The following is a 19,826-nucleotide window of genomic DNA, read 5'->3' as shown; positions in this document are numbered from 1 at the left end:
CAGGCCGTCGGCAATCTTGATGTGATGCACGCCGGGATGTTTCTCGAGGGCAACCCGCGATCAAGCCCTGCGCGGCACGGTAATGACCGCACCACGGACTGCCGAATTCAATCATGACAGGCTCTTTCCGGGCATCGATTTCGGCGCGACCGGTTCCACGTCTGCGTAGTTTCATTCATCATCGCATTCACCGATGAGTGAGTCCGGCTTTTCCGCCGCCAACTATTCGGCAACGCACAAACGGTGCGCATACGCGGCAAACGGTTGCCGCTGCTCCGCCCGATCGGCCGCTTCCAGGATCCAGGCAAGATCGTGCTGCACCTCGCGCAACATCGGGAACCGCCGCGAATGGCAAGACATTGTTGGCCGCATTGCCCACCATCGTCTGAATCCACGCTTCCAGTTGCGCGCCGCCCAACCGCGATATCAAGCTCGAAAGGCGTGCGTTCCGTCTCGACGTAAATCACGCGCATCATCACCGAGCTTGGCTTTGGCGGCTGCCGACTTGATTGCATCGCCAGCTGCCGGTGCGGTCAATCGGGCCGCGTTCCTCGCCTGATTGCCGGTCCATACCCGGCCTTGTCCGACGTCGTTGATTTTCTCCGGCGTGGTCTTGCGGGCGACCGCCGCTTTGGCCCGTGAATTCCGTGCAGATGTTGCCAATCGCGGCTTGCACCAATTGCGCAAATCGCGGATCGAGGCCGTGCCGGGGATCGTAGGCGCCGCCTAGCCATGTGGTGGTCACGCCGCCGGTCGCAATCGACAGCTTTTCCATCGTTTTTCACCGGTTGGAAGCATGGCAATTACACCGATGGATCCGGTAATAGTGGCCGGGTCGGCGATGGTTTCATCCGCGGCCATCGAGATCCAGTAACCGCCCGAAGCCGCGACATTTCCCATCGATACCACCACCGGCTTGCCCGCGATGCGCGTGAGTTCAGCTCACGGCGAATCAATTCCGAACCAAACGCGCTTCCGCCGGGCGAGTTCACGCGCAATACCAGCGCCTTCACCTTGTCGTCGTCGCGTGCCTTGCGAATCAGTTCGGCCGTCGAGCGGCCGCCAATGCGCCCGGGTGGCGCAATACCGTCGCTGATTTCCCCTCGGCAACGACTGACGGCGATGAGCGTCATCACCGCGTTTCGGCTGAGCGTCCAGGTAAGCGTTGAACGAAACCTGGCGGAAAGTTTTGTTTTCTTCGTCCTTTGCGCCACGCTGAATCATCAATTCGCGAAATTCATCGCGCGTTTTCAGGCCGTCGACCAGCCGGCTTTCAAGTGCAAGTTTTCCCGGGTTGCCATTGACCACGGCAAAGCGTTGCGTGATTTCCTCGATGCCCTTGTTGATGGCGCCAGCGGGCAACTTGCGCGCCTTTTCAACAGCGCCCGGGATAGGTCGCCCACAAGTCGTTGTACAAAAACGTGTCGGCTTCAATGGTCGCTTTCGAGGGCGCGTTGCTGGTGTAAGGCTCGCCGAAACTCTTGTAGGTACCGACGCGCAGGACATTGGCCTGGATGCCGAGCCGGTCCAGTGCGTCCTTGTAGTAATTGCGGTAGCGTCCATAGCCCTCCAGCATGACCACACCCATCGGATGCATGAAAACTTCATTGGCATGCGCGGCCAGATAGTAAGAACGCTGGTTGGAGGGCCGCCCCACGCACAACCTGTTTGCCAGCATCCTTGAACCGCTCAAGCGCGCTGGCCACCTCGTGCAACGATGCCGGGCCACTGCCGTCAAATTCATCGAGGGTCAGCACCACGCGTTCGATGCGCAGATCCTTGGCTGCCGCATCGAGTACTGCGAGCACATCACGCAATTGCGTTGGTTCTTTCGTGCCGCCCTGCACTTCGCTCAGGAGCTGCTCACGCGTGCTGCCCGAGCGCTGCTCCACCAGTTTTCCGGTGAGGCCAAGCACCAGCACGGTTTTTTCATCAATTCTGGGGCTTCCCTTGAAAATCACGGCAATGATGAAGGCAAGGACAATGAGGAAGATGAGGTTAAAAAACACGCGGCGGCTTGTGTCGAGCGCCGACCAGAAACCGCTGAAGGCACGACGCAACAATCCTGGGACGGATGACATGGATACTCCAGAAAACAAAGGGCCAACCTGCAATGATACCGGCGTTGCGGCCGGGGACCCGACTTGACCGCCACTCGCAAGTCCGTTTTTTCGCGGCCGTGATTGGCCGGTGTCCAGGGCGGCGTTCCCGCGCAGGCGGAAATACCGTGTGATTAGCTGGAGACCATGAATGTGGCCGAATTTCTGCCCGGAGGTGAAGCGCGGAGGTTTGATATGCGGACAAAAAGAGGCATCGCAGGGCTAGCGCCAATCGACTTTGCCGAACCCGTCCTGACCCATGAATGTGTAGAAGATGCCAATGGTTCCCCGCGACTGGGTTCGGCTGCCGAGGTCGGATAGGTCGCATCGCGGCGGTTTCCGAGTACTTGATGGTGATGGCATGGCGGCGATGATGCGCTGCGTGAATGATGCATCCACGCGAAAGATGTTGTCATGTCCCCCGCGGTCGGTAGCGCCAACGTTGCTCACGAAGTATTCGCGCGCGCGGTCAGGCCGAGCGGACGCGCTGTCGGCATAAATCAGGCGCATCGCGAACAGGGACTGGTGGCGCCACGCCGTAGTGGTATTCGCGGTCGGTTGCATCGCCGCGCGTGGTGCCGACAGCGGCGTAACCCACGCCAAGGAGTCCCGTGCCCTGCACCGCAAACGAATCAGACAGCCGCCATTGCGAGGTGGTGCCCACCGACAACGCTGAACTTGATACGCGGAATATTTGTGGCGCTATAGTCGTAGCTGCCGTACAGCCCCAGATTCCTGGTATTTCTCACCTGCCTGGTAGTCCTTGCCCACCAGCAGTCCGCGCGTCATGAGGCTCTCGAATCCATTGGCGCTCGAGGCGGTCGCCTTCAGATTGAAATAGTCGAATGGACGCGTATACGTGTAGCCGGGTTTTCCTGGCAAACCGTAGTCGATGGAAAAATCGGTAAGCGCTTCGTTGCGCCGGAGCTTTGTGGTCGACGCCCTGGTCGTTTTTGCCGTACCGCTGAAGCCTACTTGTATGCGGCTGTAGTAGGCGGGATCGTGGCCGGGAAAGATCTCTCGGTTGTGAAAGATGAAACGATTGATACCCATTGACGGGGTAATGGCCGTGGAGACAATTTCGCGCCAAAGCGGCGGCGAACTTCCACCATGCTCGAGCATCAGGCTGACAAGCGAAAAAGTGCCTCGCCCAGAAAGGTCCCGCCGATACCGGAGGCGATCTGGTCGTTTCGGGAACGGCGGTGTCGTCTCTCGGCGATCTCCCCAGAATGCGCTGCCCGCAAACGTGTAGGCGAGCGACTCCAGTAACTGGAGTCCGAGGTCCGCGCGAACCGGTGGTAGATCGAGCCTTGATACGGATGTCCCAGCTGATTTACGCCAAACGGGTCGTTATCGACCGCCCAGCTACGTCGCAAAATTGCGCCGGATCGACGACATGTTGCTTTTGTATTCATCGCTGATGTAACGCCGGTTGTACTGGTTTGGCAGGACGTCAAAACCGACGATTGCGAGTGCCGGAAACACATAGTTCTTGCGAGCCGCCACATCGGCCGAGTAGTCGGGCGGTGGTTTCGGGTCGCGCTTGCGGCGGCGTCGGTCGTAGCGGCCGTCGTGGGCAGATACGGGCGGCGTCAGGCGTGCTGGTCGTCGCCTCGGGTGCTTCTGCGCGCGCGCCACACATTGCCGCGAGACCGGATGAAAACAGCGCCGAAACGCGCTGCCCTGGCACATAAAGGTGCGCGGTGAAGCATTCGCACCAGGCGCGGAAAGGAGTCAGGAAATCGCATCCGCCGATTCTGTTCGAATCGGGGCCGGCTCTCCGTGCGTTAGCGAACATTTGCGCGGCCAGTTTGAAGTCTTTCGGCCAATTCCGCCTATCGGCACACTGCCGGCAGCGACCAAATTTGAAGAATCATGGGCGCGCGATGAAAATAGAATCGTCGATTGCTACGTTCAGATTGCCGGATTCGTTACAGCATTGGAAATTTCTTGCCGGCATTGCGCAAAACAATTCTTCATCGCAAGTTGGCGTTGCCCTCGACATTGCGGCGCATTTCAATACGCACATTGGTCAGTTTGATCGCGTTGGGCTGGATAGGAACCACCGTCAGCCATAGTCGCCTGCCTTCCGCGACCTTTGCGGTCAACATGTTCTTCAGGATGTACGGCGCGCCGGGCTGTCCGTCGACGTCGCCTGCATAATTGATATTGAATTTGCTCGCCGCCACTTCGCGCCCGTTAAACGTCAACGTGGCGAGGTAGCTGTTCCACTTGCCCGCCTTGGTACCGTCAATGCCATGTTCCGCGCGGATGTTGACCGCCACCGGCGACATCTGCGGCGTGAGGGATAATTTGACCGGTCCATAGCCTCCGTTTGCCGATTCGGTCACCGGCTCGGAATGCATTTTGTCGCCGGTGGCGACACCGTCACAACCGGCAAACGTCGCGATCAGCAGGACGCAGGCAGCTACGGAAATGCGCTTTGTCATTTGGCGAATCCTTCTGAACTTGTTGCATTGCGGATACACGAAAATACTAAAACACCAGCATTGGCGGGGCTTTCGAGCCGTTTAGTGCCGCAACTGCCGCACCAGTGCTGGTGTTTCACTTTCAGCAAGATAGCAGGAAACACCCTTGCTGCCAGCCTCTACTTTCCGGCCTTCGGCAAAATCCAGCATCGCGCCATACACCAGCGCGCCAACCTGTTCGCGATAGTATCTTGCGGATTTCACCCGGCGCGACGGTGCCGTAAACGACCAACCAGCCGCTCTTTCGGGTCCGCCCAGAACGCGGTGCCATTGGCGCCATTCCAGGTGGAATCACCCGCCGTGCCGGGTGTGGCGGCGAGGCCGTGATGCAATCGCACCGCGACAGCGAGGCCGAAACCATAGCCGTCCTGGTGCGGCTCGGCGCCAGCGACGTTGTTCTTGATATTCGCCCCGGAGGTGATCGCTGGTCATCGCGCGCACCGTCTTCGGGCTCAGCAAGCGCTTGCCGTCGATGACGCCGCCGTTCAACAGCATCTGGCCGAACCGCAGGTAATCGCCGACGGTGCTGAACGCACACGAACCGGCGCAATCAAATTTGACCGGTTTGTCGAGAATCAGAGATGCTCTGGTCGCGGCCGGAGATCGGATCTTTCGGCAATGGGCGCGCGAGACGCTTGCGTTTCTCCGCCGGAACATTGAACGTGGTGTCTGGCATACCGACCTTGTCCCACACCGCCGTTTGCAGATAATCACCGAGGCGCTTTGCCGCTGACCTTCGATGACCAGACCGAGCAATATCGGTGGAAAACCGTAATCCCACACGGTGCCGGGTTGATACATAAGCGGCGTGGCGCTGAGTTTGGCCACGAATTCATCGGCCGAATATTGCGCGGCGGCGGGCGCCGAACCGGCCGGATAAAGTTTGTGTACCGGCGTGGTGCCGCGCCCACCATAGGTAATTCCCGAGGTGTGTCGGTAAAGATCATGGATGTAGATCGGATTGGCCGGCCGAGCTTGATCTCGCCATCGGGCCCGGCGACGCCGACATTCATCTTGGCGAACGCCGGCAGATATTCGCTCAATCGCGATTTCAACGGCAATCGTCCTTCCTCGTTTAACGTAAGGCCACCGACTGCGGCCATCACCTTGGTCATGGAGGCAAGATTGAAGATCGCGTCGAGCGGCATCGCCTCCCCGGTCGATTTGTTGAGCGCACCGTAGGCTTTGTAATGCACCAGCTTGCCGTCGCGGGCGATGGCAATCACGGCGCTGGGCACGCGATCGGCGGCGATCTCACGAGCAAAGAACTGATCGATGCGCGCCAGGCCTTCTTTGGAAAACCCGGCTTCTCCGGCGCGGTGACCGGCAGCGGTGTGGCGGCGCCTGCGGCAATTGATGCGAGCATCGTGCCAGTGCAAGACAGACTTTCAGGCTCTCGATTTGCGCATGAATTCTTTCTCCCTATTGGTTTTGTTGGACAGCATCAGTTATCCGATGAATGTGGATAGTGTAGCGCCGGGCGCGAAAAGCGACCAGCGCGTACGCGGGACAGGAACACGTTGCAGAAACGCGCTATGACTTCAGCCGATTCAATTCCAGCCTTTCATCCACCAGCGAGACGATCTCGTCAATGACATCGTTGCGCTTGCCTTTCTGCGCGGCGATGGATTGCACCAGCCGATCCACTCGCTCGATATGGTGTGCGCCGCCGAACAGCGCGCGGCTGAGGACGGTTGGCGAGTCCCAACGCGGCGTTGGCGTATTTTTCGAATGGCACCAGATCGCTTTCGGCCGCCCCAGCGAGATGCACAATTCGGCTACCCACTTGTAGACCGCGCGTGACTCCTCGATGTTGCCATGCACCGCTTCCTTGATGGGCCGCATCGCGTCCTTTCTGGATGCAACGGTAGTTGCCGGCCATCAGCATGCTCCACTTGGCGAGCGGCACGAATACGGATTCGTGCACTTTCAGCTTCACCGGTAATTCGATCAACTCCGTGCCGGTATTGAATCGCACGGCGTCGATGTCGGCCGCCAACTTGTGCAACATGGCGGTGAGCGTCCGAGACGAAACGCGCGGCCTTGAAGTTGGTGGGCAGACGCACTTGCAGCACATTGATCTTTTCGTCGGGTGGGCGAAACGCCTGCGGGTCCGACTGCATAGCGTCATCAGCGAAATATCAAAGTTGTCCCAGACGGCGGGATCGGTGTAGCACGCGCGGCAGGCAGCCGCCGATACACCGGGGATACGTCCAGGTACGGCAGTGGCGGCATATTCATGATCGACATGCACGGCACGCGCGATCGCGCGACACGGTCGAGCAATCGCGGACGCCGGGCGAACCATACTGTGGTTCCTGCAGGCGAGTGCGATCAGATCGAAAGCGGCGGATCGACCATCCGGCCCGGCCGCCGAAAGCTTGCCTGGTGTCGTTCGTGAATCAATTTCAACCAAATCCGCGCGACCCTTCACCGGCAATCGCACGCGCGCGCCTTCGCGATTGAACAAGTCGACTTCCCGGCCGGCAGCCCGACCAATGTCACGTTGTGACCGGCCAGCAGCAGCTTGGCGCCCAGCAACGAACCGTAGGACGCGCCCAGTGACAAGAACCTTATAGCCCATGATTTTCTCCTCCGGGAGGGTAATTGGGCAGCCGGCATTGATGCCTTGTTGGATTGTTGCCGCGTGATTTTGTGCGCGGTTCGTGGTGTGCAGCCGGTTGTGTATCGACCATGGTAGTGAGGCGCGCGCGTCAGGACAATCCGGAACAAACCAGAAAGTGGCTGATACTCTTCAGTAGAAAAGTTGCGCCACCGGTCGAAATGGCCGAGCACTTCCGGCGTCATGCGGCCGCAAGAAACGCGCATCTTGCCGGCAACAGGCGAACGTGGTTTGCACGCGCCTGGTGTCACCAGCCTCCGGCTGAATCGTTGGCAGGAAGCCCGTTCAGCGCGCGGGCAGATCCATTAAACAATGGTTCCCGGATTAAAGATTTCTGCCGGCGCGCCGAAAATTCATTGACTAGCGGTGAATGCAAGGAAAACCGGGGTCGCAATGCAACATGGTGAAATGAAAAATCTGGAAGGCTGGGTGGCGTTTCTGACGCGGGCGGAAATTCCTGTGTTGAAGACAACCGCCCGAGACCTGACGGCATTGCGCGAGGACGACGAGAACATCAGCGCGCGAAGCATATCCGAGATCATTGCGCGCGATCCCATGATGACGGTCAAGTTGTTGCGCTATCTGCAGCACCACAAGCGTAGTGAGCCTGCGCAGCCACGATGCACAAACACAGGTGCTGGGATTTTCACTGGTCGAGTTGCAGTCGGCGCTGACGCGCGAATGGGGTCTGCCGGAAATTGTTGCTTACGCTGATGGATGACAAGTGCGCCGATCAGGAACGTGTGCGCAACGTGGTGCTGGCTGTCAACCTTGCGCGCCATCTCGCCAATGGCTGGGACGATGCCGCCCTGCCCGATGATTACAAGGATATCGGCCAGCTACTGGGCATGGCACCGGACAAAGTCATGATCATGATCGGGACGGAAGAAGACACTGTTTGCGACGTGGTCTCGCCGCATTTCTGATTTTTCGCGCGTCAATCATGCCGTGGATTGAACGGGTCCAATTGCCAGACTCAAATTTAAACTCCTTGTCCGGCGCGCGTTTCGAGCCAATATCGCCCTGAACGCCGCGCCAGTGGTTGACTTCCAATTCTTGGCCGCACATAAAGCTCGCCCGCGCGCGCCCGTCGCCCGCCACACGAGGCGGATGATGTCAAAATACACAGACATTCATTTTGCGGAATCCATTCATGGTTTATCTCATCGCAGGACTGGTGTTGTTCCTCGGCGTGCATTCGGTCCGCATCGTCGCCGACGACTGGCGCACGGCGCGTATCGCCGGAATGGGCGCGGGTGCCTGGAAAGCGCTCTACGCAGTGGTCTCGATCATCGGCTTCATTCTGATTGTGTACGGTTATGGATTGTCGCGGCAGACTCCGATCAACTTGTGGATGCCGCCCATGTGGACGCGGCACGTTACCGCCCTTTGACGCTACCGATTTTTGTCATGCTCGCGGCGGCATATGTGCCGGGCACGCACATCAAGGCCGCGCTCAAACACCCGATGATGCTGGCTGTGAAGCTTTGGGCGTTCGCGCACCTCCTGTCGAATGGCCGGCTTGATGATGTGTTGTTGTTTGGCGGATTTGCGCTATGGGCTGCGCTGGCCTTTCGCGCCGCGCGGCAGCGTGACCGGCAATCCGGCGTGACGTATCAGGCGACCGGCGTGTCTCGTGATTTCATCGTCGTTGCCATTGGCCTCGTCGTGTGGGTGGCGTTTGCGTTCTTCCTGCACGGCATGCTCATTGGCGTGCGGCCCTTCGGTTAACGACTGAAATCGCAGGCGAAAAGTGTGAAGAAGCGTGAAAAAGCTTGAAGCGATGACCACCCTGCGATGTGACATGAATGCCGCCTGAATTCAATTCGCAATCACTGCTGGCCGTCTGCGTCGCACTCGGCGTTGGCCTGCTCATCGGCGCCGAACGCGAGCGGCGCAAAGGTGAAGGGCCCGCGCGCGCGCCGGCGGGTATCCGCACCTTCGCCGTCGCCGCGCTCACCGGCGTGGTGGCGATGTTGCTGGGCGAGGCGTTGTTGATGGCGGTGGCGGCGTTGCTGGTCGGCGGGTTTGCGTTGCTCGCCTATCGCCGTTCAACGGCGGACGATCCCGGCATGACCACCGAAATTGCGCTGGTACTGACCTGCTTCATCGGTGGCTTGGCCGCGCGCGAAGCGCTGCTTGCCGCCGGCCTCGGCGTGACGCTGGCGGGACTGCTGGCCGCGCGCGATCGCCTGCACCACTTCGTGAGCGGCGTGCTGAGCGAGCGCGAGTTGCACGATGCATTGCTGTTTGGCGCCGCGGCGCTGATCGCGCTGCCGCTGACGCCCGACCGCTTTCTCGGCCCTTTAACGCCATCAATCCGCACTCGCTGGTCGCCATCGTCGTGCTGGTGATGTCGGTCAGTGCGCTGGGCTGCATCGCGTTGCGATTACTCGGCCCGCGCTACGGATTGCCGCTGGCGGGACTGGTATCGGGTTTCATTTCCAGCTCCGCGACCATACACGCAATGGGCCGGCGCACGCGAGGAACCCGCGCTGATGCCGGGACTGGTCGCGGGCGCGGTGCTGTCGTCGGTGGCGACCATCGTACAACTATCGGCGGTGATTGCCTTTCTCGCGCCGGCGCTGCTCGCGCAACTCGTGCTACCGCTGGTGTTTGCCGGACTGGCGGCCGTGCTGTATGCCGCCTGGTTTACCCTGCACGCCTTGCGCGCCGTTGACGCGGCACCTCGCGGCAGTGGACGCGCATTCGACCTGGTCGCCGCATTGACCTTTGCGGCGTTGATCGGCGCGGTACTGACCGTCGCCGCCGCCCTCAACGCCTGGGTGGGTGAGCGCGGCGTGCTGGTAACCGCCGCCGCGTCCGGCCTTGCCGACGCGCATGCCGCCGCCGTCGCGACGGCATCAATGCTGGTGGCGGGGAAAATATCGTTGCCGCTCGCGGTGACCGCCGTGCTGACAGGATTGAGCACCAATGCGCTGGTAAAGGCGGTGCTGGCCTTCACGTCGGGGGGCGCGCCATATGCATTGCGGATCGTGCCAGGACTGGTGATGATGATCGCGGCAGCGTGGGTGGGCACCTTGATTTAGGGTGCGGCGCATTCGCCGGTGTTCCGACGATGCGCAAAGGGCGATTGCGGACACCTGAGGGCTTATTCCCGAATGAACAAAGGAGCTGCACAAATGCTAGGCGTTTTGGGGGAATGGGTCCACTGGCCACCGCCGATTTTTTTTCGAAGCTGCTTGCAGCCACGCCCGCGAGTGACGATGCCGATCATGTGCCGGTGCTGATCCTCTCCGATCCGCGTATTCCGCCGCGCCCTGCGGCCATTCTGGGCAATGGCGAGTCGCCATTGCAGGCGCTGCGTGCCGCGCGCGACAAGCTGGTCGCCGCCGGTGCCACCTTTTTGGCCATGCCCTGCAACACAGCGCATTTCTGGTTCGCGGACCTGACTGCGGATTGCCCGGTACCGTTCATCAGCATCATCGACGCGACCTGCCGCGAAATCGCGTCACGAACGGCGCCTGGTGATGCGGTCGGGGTCATCGGAACGCGCGCGACGCTCGCCACGGGTCTCTACGATTCGCGTCTGGCTGCGCTGGGTTACGCATCGCACGTGCCGGACGAGGCTTCGATGATCCGCAACATTTTGCCGGCAATCGAGTTGGTCAAAGCGGGTAAGTCTGGACAAGGTGGTGCGCTACTTGAGCCGGTGGTCAGGCAGTTACTTGCCGACGGTGCCCAGCTGGTGATTCTCGCTTGCACCGAAATGCCGCTTGCACTGGACGCCATCGACTCCGCTGCGCGAGCGTTGCATTGATTCGACCGCCGCACTGGCCCGCGCCTGTGTGACTTTCTGGCGTCGGCTACAAGCCTGACACAAGCGCACGAACTTGAAAGCCCGTTCAGCGCCACCAAGGCTTCGCGCCCGTGGGCGGTCTGCGCTGGATCAATTGTCGCTCATTTTACGCCCAATATCTCATCCATGTCCGCCAACGTGCGCCGACGGGCACAAATATGCACGACCATTGATCCAAAGCAAACTTGACGTTATATCAAAATCTATAATGAATTGTCCGTCTTTTGCGGACCTTTCGCCCTATCAGAAGGAGCATTCGTGAATCCCGCGTTTACCCGACTTGCGCTCGTTACGTGCTGCGCTGCCTGGCTGGCGGTTGCTGGCTCCGTGTTGGCCGAAGAAGCCAAAACGGAACCCAAGCCGCTCAAGCTCAATACCACCGCTGATCACAGCAAATTCAAGGAGTTGCAGGGCCAATTCAAGTCCGGCCCGGAAGTGACCAAAGCCTGTCTGGTCTGTCACACGGAGGCCGCTGGCCAGATTCACCGCACCAAACACTGGAAATGGGAATACCTGAACCCTGATACGAAGCAGATGCTGGGCAAGAAAACCATCCTCAACAACTTCTGTATCTCGATTGCCTCCAACTATGCGTCCTGTACCAGCTGCCACATCGGTTACGGCTGGAAAGATGCCAGCTTTGACTTCAAGTCCGAAGAAAATGTCGATTGTCTGGCCTGCCACGACACCACGGGCAACTACAAGAAACCACCGGCCTGGCAGGCAACGTCGTTACCAAAGAAATGGAATTCCGGCCGGTTCAGGCAAGATTCTGAAGGCGATCGACCTCCGGAAAATCGCACAGAAAGTCGGCAAATCCAGCCGTGATACCTGCGGCGCCTGCCATTTCTTCGGCGGCGGCGGCGATGGCGTCAAGCACGGCGATCTGGACAGTTCCATGTCCGCGCCCGACAAAGAGCTAGATGTGCATATGGATGCGACAGGGCTGGACTTCACCTGTGCCTCTTGTCATAAGACATCGAGCCATGATGTGGCCGGCAGCCGCTACACGCCGACCGCAAAAGATACCAAGGGTGCGCACATGCCCGGCCGGGCCAGCAACGGCAACCCTGCAAGCTGTGTGGCTTGTCATAACAACGCCCCGCACAAGAAAGAACCGCGCCTCAACCAGCATACCGCCAAACTTGCCTGCCAAACCTGCCACATTCCAGCTTTTGCACGCGGCGGCGTTGCCACCAAGATGACCTGGGACTGGTCCACGGCGGGCCAAAAAGACGAGCAGGGCCAGCAAATCACCCGCAAGGACGCCAAGGGTCGCATCACCTACGAATCGCGCAAGGGCGATTTCACACTGGCCGAAAACGTGAAGCCGGAGTATGCGTGGTTCAACGGTCACGTCGAGTACACGCTGCTTTCTGACAAGATCGAGAAGACCGACCAGCGCACACCGATCAACAAACTCGGCGGCAGCCCGACCGACGGGAAATCGCTGATCTGGCCGATGAAGGTTTTCCGCGGCTCGCAACCCTATGACCCAATCAACAAGACACTGATCACGCCGCACACCGCCGGCAATGACGATACCGGCTTCTGGAAAAACCTGGCGTGGGACAAAGCCATACCGGTCGGCATGAAGGATTCGGGCGCGCCATATTCGGGCAAATTTGAATTCATCAAGACTGAAATGTCGTGGCCGATTACCCACATGGTTGCGCCGAAAGAAAAAGCGCTGGGATGTGTGGCATGCCACGCCAAGGATGGGCGGCTCGCCGGCATACAGGGTGTGTATCTGCCCGGTCGAGATTCCAACAGATTCGTCGACACCGCCGGCTGGGGCATTGTCCTGCTGACTTTGCTCGGCGTACTCGGCCACGGCGCGTTGCGTGTCGTTCATCGCAAGCGCTAAGTTGAACCTAATGCGAAACAAGACGAATTCCGGAGAACTCACATGACACAACGCGTTTACATCTTCAAGGCCTTCGAGCGCTTCTGGCACTGGTCGCAGGCCGCCCTGATCATCTTCCTGATGCTTACCGGCTTTGAAATCCACGGCACTTATACCAACTTCGGCTTCGAAAAAGGCGGTGGCCTACCAGTCATCGCCGCCTGGTCGCTGGTGGGATTGTGGATTTTCGCGATCTTCTGGCATCTCACCACCGGTGAATGGCGGCACTACATCCCGACGAGGGAGAAAATTTTCGTGATGGCGAAGTTCTATTCGTCCGGCATCTTCAAGCACGAACCCCATCCGTTCAAGCCGAGCCATATCAACAAGCACAACCCCCTGCAACGGCTGACCTACCTCGCCATTCTGACGATGCTCAGTCCGCTCATCTGGTTTACCGGCTGGCTCTATCTTTTCTATGCCGATTGGGCCGCGTGGGGACTCACCAAACTGCAGCTTGAATGGATTGCTGTCGGCCACACCGTCGGCGCCTTCCTGATGCTGGCATTCCTGATCTCGCATCTTTATCTCGCCACCACTGGTCACAAGGTCACCTCCCAAGTCAAGACCATGATCACCGGCTGGGAAGAAGCTGAATAATCCGCAAACCCTAAATCACCAAGGAGCAAAACCATGAAACTCAACCACACTCTTGCCGCAGCAGCCGTATTGGCCCTGCTTGGCACTTCATTGTCCGCCCAGGCCTACGATGCCGACTGGAAACGCGGTCGCGTCTATTACCGTGCCGTCTGCACCACCTGCCATCTCGCCGCGCCGATCGGGTCCATCAACCCAAGCACGAAGACAAAGGCCGAGTGGGCCGCATATCTGAAGGCCGACAAGCACGCGAAAGGCAAGGATACGGTCAAGGAATATGTCAGCAAGGCCTACCGTGCCAAGATCAAAGCCGGCAACAAGGCCGCCGAGAAGTTTGCGGATGCGCCGGACCAGGAATTGCTGGATGACGTCGCAGCCTTCCTCAACAAAGGCGCCAAGGACGGCGACGCACCGGCTAGTTGCAGCTGGATCGTTGCCCTGCTGGCGGCGCGCGGTGCCATTCAGCCGCGGGGCCTGCCGCGCGCGATATGTCGCCAACGATAAGCAAGGAGAAAAACAGATGAGCGCTAAGAGTGAAGCCGGCTGGCTGGCCGGCTTCCAAATCGGACTACGAAAAAGTCGTCGCCAAGGAATGGTCACCTTTCGTCGGCGCCTCCTGCTGATACTCGTGATCATCGGCCTGATGCTCAGTGGATTGCGTAGGGGCGTTTTGCGGCGTCAAATTCCGGGGCGACTGGTTCAACAACCTGATCGGCCTCGGCCACTGATCGGCGTTCCCATGACTCGGATAGTTTCATCATGCACCGCATGTCGCCGATGAATATCATGCTGGTGGTGGGTGCATTCGCGGCGGCATTGCTGTCGGGTCAGTTCACGCCCAATCTCGCGCCCAAACTGGAGCACATCTGGCAGCCGGGTGGAAGCTCGGCATCGGCGCGCCGTTTGGCCGGCGGCTGCACAACCGGTGGCTTTTCAATCCGGTGCTGCACCTTCTCCCGCGGGCTGGGCGATGTGGGTTTGCCCGCCTGCGGGCGCGGCCATTGGCGTCTAGCTTTTGTTGTGGACGCTGGAAAATATCGACTGGGGAATCGAAGGCGCCGCCTCGATCACGGTTCCGGATGGCGTCAAACGTAAATATCCCCTGCTGGGACTTGTGGTGGTCGTCGGCGTTTTGATCTGGGCCACGAATTGGTACGGCTCGGCCAACGAGCAACTGGCCGCGCGTGCGGTGATTGTCGTGGCCGGATTCGCCATCGGCTACATCATGCGCAGCTCGCGCCTGTGCTTTGCCCGCGCCTTCCGCGACCCTTCATTACCGGTGAAGGCGCGATGACCAAGGCGGTGATTCTGGCACTGGCCGTGGGCATGCCGATCGCCGCATTGCTTTTCCAGAAAAAGGTGATCGATCCTTACCTCGCCATTCCCGCCACGTTCTGGATTGGCTCGCTGGTCGGCGGCCTGATTTTGGTATCGGCATGGTGTTTGCCGGCGGCTGCGCATCGGGCTCGCTTTGGCGCATGGGCGAGGGTCACAGCAAGCTTGGGTGACGATTTTCTTTCTCCTGGGCCGGATCCACCGCGAGCGCCCTTGTTCAAGAAATTCGGCCTCACCTCGACTTGACGAAACCAATGTAGAGACTTTGAAATGACCCGGTCGGCTTTCAGGCCTACCTTCCCGAAATGCTCGGCAACTCAGATGACGCTGGCCATTGGCGGCGGCCTGCTGCTGCTCTGGTATGCATTGGTGCGCTACAACGAATCCACTGAAAAATTCACTCTGATGTAAATTCTGTCGCACGTTCAAGGAGAACCTTATGAATGCCAAACGCATGACCCTGCTGACCGCGATACTCGCGGCCCTCGCCCTCAGTCCCGTCGTATTCTCGACGGCCGCGGTTGTACAGCCCGCCGCCATCCATGTCAAGGCTGGCTACTACAAGACCCTGGTTGATTTCGATTTCATGCGCCAGAACGTCGATATCCCGCCAAAGAAGGGCGTGATGATCATCGACCCGCGTCCCGCCGCGCGCCAATACGATCCGGGCCACATCCTCGGTGCGGTAAATATTCCTGATAGTAATTCGACAAAAATGTCGACAAGCTCCCCGCCGACAAGGCCACGCTGCTGCTCTTCCATTGTGGTGGTCTCGAATGCATGCTCAGCCACAATTCCGCATTCAAGGCCGAAAACTGGGCTACACCAATATCAAGGTCTATGCGGCCGGCTCACCGGACTGGAAGGCGAAGGGCGCTCAGATATTGGTGTCCGCCGCGCATGTCAAGAAGCTGATCGGATGAAAAAGCCGCTTACGTACTGATCGACGCACGACCGAAACGCGTCGCCGAGAAAGGCATGATTCCAACCGCCCTCAACATTTCCGACAGCGAGTTTGACAAGAACATCGACAAGCTTCCTGCCGACAAAGCCACGCCACTGATCTACTACTGTGGCGGCATGGAATGCGTGCTGTCCGACAAATCGGCGGAGAAGGCCAAGAAGCTTGGTCATACCAACGGTCCTCACCTATCCGCCGGGCTATCCGGAGTGGGAAAAACCGCATCGGCGCCCCGCCACGGCAACAGCCGCAACTTCATGTCCTCTGGCACCAGCGCGGCGGCGTCAAGTCCGCAGCCCATTGGTACCGGGAAAAGAAAAGGGCCCGGTCACTGTCGCCTCGTTTGAAAAGGTCTGGAAGGAAAATCCCGGATCGATCATGCTGGTCGATGTGCGTGACGCAAAAGAGTTCGCTGCCGGAACCGCCAAGGGCGCCGTGAATATCCCCATCAACGAGCTTGAGAAGAAACTTTCTACGTTGCCCACCGACAAACCCGTGGTCTTTATTTGCGGTACGGGCGCCCACCTGGCGAGGCCTATGACACCGTGAAGCTACTGGGGAAAAGTACAGGCTTACTTCATCGATGCCGACATCAAGTTTGCCGGCAATGGCGAGTACACGATCACCGAAAAGAAATAGTTCGCCATCTACACAACACTGCTGCCAACACGGGGGTGCGCTCTTCCCGCCTCGGCCAATCTGTTTAATTTTCCGGAGTTCAAAAACAATGAAAAAGCCGTCCATCGTCCTCGCGCTGGGCCTTCGTGCGCATTGCTTCACGCGGAAACCGCGACGGAACTTTCTGTCACACTAACCCGGCAACCCGCAAACGCAGGGCATGGCGTTAGTAAATGGCGACGCAAGCCGTCGAACAGAAAGCCGGTGTGCGCGTGCTGCTATGCAGCGAGGGCGGCCAACTGGCGGTCAAGAAATAAGGAATCCACGCTCTTCAAGCCACGCAACGTGACCCCTAGTGACATGCTGTAAGGCCTGTTGAAAGCTGGCGCTAAGGTCGAAGTCTGCGCCTTGTTCCTGCCTAACAGCGACTGAAACCCGCCGGACCTGATGGAAGGCATCAGCGCTGCAAAACTCCGGCGACGTGGCTGCGCACCTGCTGAAGCCGAATGTGAAAGCGCTGTCGTACTGAATGCCGGTGGTTGCATTTGAATCGTGAGGCAGGTCAGGAACCTGCCATCAATTGCGATTGACTGATAGTGATTCCGGCAATCAACATAAACCCTAGATCTGGCGGGGCTTTCGGGCATTTTAGGCCGGAAAGCCGCGCCAGTCCTTGTGTTTTATTCAATCGACATTGCGCAGCCCGCCGGAAAGTCCGAGGTCGCGGCCCAGAATTCTTTTGCGCGCGCCGCGCCGGAAATGCCCAATGATGTCTGCGCACGCGCTCGGGATGGCTGACAAATTCCGCGACTGTCTTGACGCTCAATGGCGACGGCGAGACCATCGCCTTCCGGCCCGAGCAAAGACTTAGACTCTGGCGGAACCCTGCTGGCTTCGGTCAGATTGAAAGTCGCCGGTACGCCAGCGGCGATATTGGCAGCGCCCGGTAATGCGCCAGCGGCAGCCGCCTGCCCTCCACGCGGGGAATGAAACCATCGCGCCACAATTTCTCTATCGACGCAAAACCATCGCCCGGGATCTTGGACAGCAACACCTCCACTGTCTGCTTGCCGTCGACCTGAATGAGTGCGATGCGATGCTGAAAATCGATGGAAAGGCGCGCTTTTGATTTCTTCGGCGCTCTTCGCTTTTTCTTCAAAGATGTCGCCGGTGTCCATGAAGCCCTCTGATCGCACCATCATGAATGGCCATTGTTTCCGCGGCCAAGGCGGTCAATGTACTAGTGCCCGATACATACCCGCGATGAGCACCTGGTGCGCGCACGACACCTCGAGATCCAGGCTCGCTGGGGACAAACAACATGACATCACGAAGAAGTGAACGAAACCGGCAAGCGCGCGCTTGCCTGCACATGCGCTCGCGTGCATACGGATTCGGCACATTTTCAGGAATAAGCAGGGTTGCGCAATAAAATTCGAAACTGCCCATCGCAATGGGCAATTTCAGCGGGAAGTTACGCGAATTCACCGCGCGGGACGATCTGCCGCCATCAAGAAAGCCGCGCGCTGCTGAAAGCATGGTAGGGCGCTATGATCGTCCGCTGGCGCAAAACGCCGCCGGTGAGCGGATCCATTCCGGCATGGAAGCACACGTCCCCATCAACCATCGCAGGCACGCCAATGCACACTTGAACCCATGACCGTCCTAATCATCGATGACAACGCGACGAACGTCCTGTTGCTGTCCGCGCTGGCGCAGACGGTCGCTGGCTCGCGTCCGGTCACCTTTTGAAGATCCGCTGAGGCAATCGGCTGGTGCACCTGCAACATGCCCGACCTGGTGCTGGTTGATTACATGATGCCGAACATGGACGGCCTCGAACTCATCCGCCGATTTACCGCCATGCCGGGTCGCACCGATATTCCGGATCATCGCGGTCACGACCGAAAAATGAAAAAGGCGACACGGCGCGAAGCGCTGACCGTCGGCGCCACGGAATTTCTGCCGCCGGTGGACACCATTGAGTTTCGCACCCGCGTGCGCAATCTTCTGCTCGCGGCGCTCAAAAAATGCTCCGGATCGCGCGACGCCGCTGCAGACCGAAGTTGAATGTGCGTGGAAAAATCATTCAGAGCGAACGCGACCTTATCCGCGGTCTGTCCAAGGCGGTCGAATACCGATTCGGAAACGGGATCGCAATGCTTCCGCGCATGTCGAACACTCCGCGCTGATTGCAAGGAATTGATGCGCTTCCGGCGGAATTTCAGGAGATGATGTTGTCGCGTCACCACTTCACGATGTCGGCAAAATCGCCCCGATCATCCTGTTAGCCTGGACGCCTGATGACGGGCGAGCTCACCGTCATGCGGCGGCACGCGGAAATCGGCGAACGCCTGCTGGCTGGCAGCAACCACTGGTGCAATTGGCGCAGGAAATCGCCGGATCCTACCACGAAAAATTCGACGGGTCCGGCTACCCGCGCGGAATCGCCGGCGAGAAAATTCCCTTTCCGGGCGTACTAGTTGCCGTCGCCGATGTTTTTGACGCCTTGACCTCGACACGTCCATACAAAAGGCGTGGACAGTTGAAGCCGCCTGAAAATTCATCCCGGAGCAAAGCGGCGGTCACTTCGCCTCGCTGTGCGTGATTGCGTTTTTGCGCCCGAGCGAAATCCTCGACATCCGGCGGCAATAATTTTGATGAAACGCATGAGTCTGGAGCACTGGAGAACATATGAAACCCAACAGGTCTTGGTTGAAAATACGGTCGAACCTGATGGGGATCTGCAAAGCCTTCTGGTCTTGAGTCCCGGATTGCGCTGGTATTTGGCGGCGTTAGGTTCTTCTCGAATCCGGCGCTGGTTGGCACTGCGCCGGCGATTTCCACGTGACGCGTTCGCTGGTTGCTCGACGGCGGGCGAAATACACGGCAATCGTGTTTACGACAGCACTGCCAGTGTCACGGCGATCGAGCTTGATCGAACCATGGTTGACGTCAAAACCATTCGCATTGCGTCGATGCCGGAATCGTTTGCGGTTGGCGCGTGGCCGGCGCAAGCGCCGTTGCTGAAAATCCGCTCGCGGTTCTGCCTTTAACACCGGGTGGCGATCAATGGCAGCGCGTTGGTTGCCAAAGTGCAATCGATACCTCCGTGCGAGGTGAAAATCTCCGGCGGGCTCGCGGGTGATGGCGGAAAATTTGTTCGCACTCGGACGCTGGGACCATCGGGTGCCACGGATGATCACGTGGTGGCGGTCGGACTCTATGGCCGCGACCTGCATTTCGCTTGCGGGTCATTCGCGGGCTGGGTACTGCTTCCGGCCCGGCGAGGAAAGTCACGCGCTGCGATGAGAATGTGCTGTTTGAGCTCGATGGCGAGCGCGCACTGGATGTCTACAGCGCTACTCTCGGTGAGTA

At 59.1% G+C, this 19,826-nt stretch carries 18 protein-coding genes and 9 pseudogenes; 16 read left to right on the top strand and 11 right to left on the bottom strand.

All coding sequences use genetic code 11. The features are described from left to right. Positions 1-475: 475 nt before the first annotated feature. The 10 genes and pseudogenes from IPP88_18975 to IPP88_18930 all read right to left on the bottom strand — a co-directional run bounded on the left by IPP88_18975 (position 476) and on the right by IPP88_18930 (position 7,210). Positions 476-1,133 (bottom strand): annotated as a pseudogene (locus tag IPP88_18975) (S49 family peptidase). Between the two features lie 242 nt (positions 1,134-1,375). Further along, the gene (locus IPP88_18970; protein MBL0124699.1) at positions 1,376-1,597 is read right to left on the bottom strand and encodes a S49 family peptidase; all 222 of its coding nucleotides are present in this window, start codon (positions 1,595-1,597) and stop codon (positions 1,376-1,378) included. A gap of 7 nt (positions 1,598-1,604) precedes the next feature. After that, positions 1,605-2,081 (bottom strand): hypothetical protein, encoded by a 477-nt coding sequence (locus IPP88_18965; GenBank protein MBL0124698.1) that lies wholly within the window; start codon positions 2,079-2,081, stop codon positions 1,605-1,607. Positions 2,082-2,321: 240 nt separating this feature from the next. Next, positions 2,322-2,702 carry a hypothetical protein gene (locus IPP88_18960; protein MBL0124697.1) on the bottom strand — a complete coding sequence of 127 codons (381 nt, stop codon included), beginning with the start codon at positions 2,700-2,702 and terminating at the stop codon, positions 2,322-2,324. A gap of 99 nt (positions 2,703-2,801) precedes the next feature. Then, positions 2,802-3,221, bottom strand: a complete 420-nt coding sequence (locus IPP88_18955) for a hypothetical protein (GenBank protein ID MBL0124696.1) — start codon at positions 3,219-3,221, stop codon at positions 2,802-2,804. Beyond that, positions 3,221-3,475 (bottom strand): DUF3943 domain-containing protein, encoded by a 255-nt coding sequence (locus IPP88_18950; GenBank protein MBL0124695.1) that lies wholly within the window; start codon positions 3,473-3,475, stop codon positions 3,221-3,223. The genes IPP88_18955 and IPP88_18950 overlap by 1 nt, the downstream gene beginning before the upstream one ends. Continuing rightward, positions 3,465-3,737: a hypothetical protein gene (locus IPP88_18945; protein MBL0124694.1), complete on the bottom strand. Its 273-nt coding sequence runs from the start codon at positions 3,735-3,737 to the stop codon at positions 3,465-3,467. Before IPP88_18945 ends, IPP88_18950 begins: the two co-directional genes overlap by 11 nt. A 338-nt stretch (positions 3,738-4,075) precedes the next feature. Beyond that, positions 4,076-4,549 carry a hypothetical protein gene (locus tag IPP88_18940; GenBank protein ID MBL0124693.1) on the bottom strand — a complete coding sequence of 158 codons (474 nt, stop codon included), beginning with the start codon at positions 4,547-4,549 and terminating at the stop codon, positions 4,076-4,078. 81 nt (positions 4,550-4,630) lie between these two features. Further along, positions 4,631-5,954, bottom strand: a pseudogene (locus IPP88_18935) (beta-lactamase family protein). 167 nt (positions 5,955-6,121) lie between these two features. Beyond that, positions 6,122-7,210: pseudogene (locus IPP88_18930) on the bottom strand (hypothetical protein). 394 nt (positions 7,211-7,604) lie between these two features. On the opposite strand from IPP88_18930, the pseudogene IPP88_18925 reads away from it, so the two are divergent. The 12 genes and pseudogenes from IPP88_18925 (at position 7,605) to IPP88_18870 (ending at position 16,379) form a co-directional block, all read left to right on the top strand. Next, positions 7,605-8,137, top strand: a pseudogene (locus IPP88_18925) (hypothetical protein). 227 nt (positions 8,138-8,364) lie between these two features. Then, positions 8,365-8,942 (top strand): annotated as a pseudogene (locus IPP88_18920) (NnrU family protein). A 77-nt stretch (positions 8,943-9,019) separates the two neighbouring features. Beyond that, a pseudogene (locus tag IPP88_18915) lies at positions 9,020-10,261 on the top strand (MgtC/SapB family protein). Between the two features lie 113 nt (positions 10,262-10,374). Then, positions 10,375-10,992 carry an aspartate/glutamate racemase family protein gene (locus IPP88_18910; GenBank protein ID MBL0124692.1) on the top strand — a complete coding sequence of 206 codons (618 nt, stop codon included), beginning with the start codon at positions 10,375-10,377 and terminating at the stop codon, positions 10,990-10,992. Positions 10,993-11,340: 348 nt separating this feature from the next. Further along, positions 11,341-12,898: pseudogene (locus tag IPP88_18905) on the top strand (tetrathionate reductase family octaheme c-type cytochrome). A 42-nt stretch (positions 12,899-12,940) separates the two neighbouring features. Continuing rightward, positions 12,941-13,537, top strand: coding sequence for a cytochrome b/b6 domain-containing protein (locus IPP88_18900; GenBank protein MBL0124691.1), 597 nt, complete (start codon positions 12,941-12,943; stop codon positions 13,535-13,537). A gap of 33 nt (positions 13,538-13,570) precedes the next feature. Beyond that, positions 13,571-14,038 (top strand): c-type cytochrome, encoded by a 468-nt coding sequence (locus tag IPP88_18895; GenBank protein MBL0124690.1) that lies wholly within the window; start codon positions 13,571-13,573, stop codon positions 14,036-14,038. Positions 14,039-14,549: 511 nt separating this feature from the next. Next, the gene (locus tag IPP88_18890; protein ID MBL0124689.1) at positions 14,550-14,828 is read left to right on the top strand and encodes a hypothetical protein; all 279 of its coding nucleotides are present in this window, start codon (positions 14,550-14,552) and stop codon (positions 14,826-14,828) included. Continuing rightward, positions 14,825-15,042, top strand: a pseudogene (locus IPP88_18885) (YeeE/YedE family protein). The gene IPP88_18890 and the pseudogene IPP88_18885 overlap by 4 nt, the downstream one beginning before the upstream one ends. 266 nt (positions 15,043-15,308) lie before the next feature. Continuing rightward, positions 15,309-15,812 carry a hypothetical protein gene (locus IPP88_18880; protein MBL0124688.1) on the top strand — a complete coding sequence of 168 codons (504 nt, stop codon included), beginning with the start codon at positions 15,309-15,311 and terminating at the stop codon, positions 15,810-15,812. Then, positions 15,809-16,177 carry a rhodanese-like domain-containing protein gene (locus tag IPP88_18875; GenBank protein MBL0124687.1) on the top strand — a complete coding sequence of 123 codons (369 nt, stop codon included), beginning with the start codon at positions 15,809-15,811 and terminating at the stop codon, positions 16,175-16,177. Before IPP88_18880 ends, IPP88_18875 begins: the two co-directional genes overlap by 4 nt. 31 nt (positions 16,178-16,208) lie before the next feature. Further along, positions 16,209-16,379: a rhodanese-like domain-containing protein gene (locus tag IPP88_18870; GenBank protein ID MBL0124686.1), complete on the top strand. Its 171-nt coding sequence runs from the start codon at positions 16,209-16,211 to the stop codon at positions 16,377-16,379. Between the two features lie 967 nt (positions 16,380-17,346). Here IPP88_18870 and IPP88_18865 read toward each other — a convergent pair. After that, a complete protein-coding gene (locus tag IPP88_18865; protein ID MBL0124685.1) occupies positions 17,347-17,607 on the bottom strand; it encodes a hypothetical protein in 261 nt (86 codons plus the stop codon). A 629-nt stretch (positions 17,608-18,236) separates the two neighbouring features. On the opposite strand from IPP88_18865, the gene IPP88_18860 reads away from it, so the two are divergent. The 4 genes and pseudogenes from IPP88_18860 to IPP88_18845 form a co-directional block, all read left to right on the top strand. Further along, positions 18,237-18,518, top strand: a complete 282-nt coding sequence (locus tag IPP88_18860) for a hypothetical protein (GenBank protein ID MBL0124684.1) — start codon at positions 18,237-18,239, stop codon at positions 18,516-18,518. A 151-nt stretch (positions 18,519-18,669) separates the two neighbouring features. Continuing rightward, a pseudogene (locus tag IPP88_18855) lies at positions 18,670-19,007 on the top strand (hypothetical protein). A 101-nt stretch (positions 19,008-19,108) separates the two neighbouring features. Next, a complete protein-coding gene (locus IPP88_18850) occupies positions 19,109-19,504 on the top strand; it encodes a hypothetical protein (protein MBL0124683.1) in 396 nt (131 codons plus the stop codon). A gap of 39 nt (positions 19,505-19,543) precedes the next feature. Next, positions 19,544-19,826: hypothetical protein (locus tag IPP88_18845; GenBank protein MBL0124682.1), on the top strand; the 283-nt coding region annotated here is incomplete at its 3' end.

It is taken from the genome of Betaproteobacteria bacterium, assembly GCA_016720925.1.
Taxonomy (GTDB): Bacteria; Pseudomonadota; Gammaproteobacteria; order Burkholderiales; family Usitatibacteraceae; genus UKL13-2.
The sequence above is the reverse complement of the archived record's forward strand: the minus strand, read 5'-3'. Positions and strand labels throughout refer to the sequence as shown.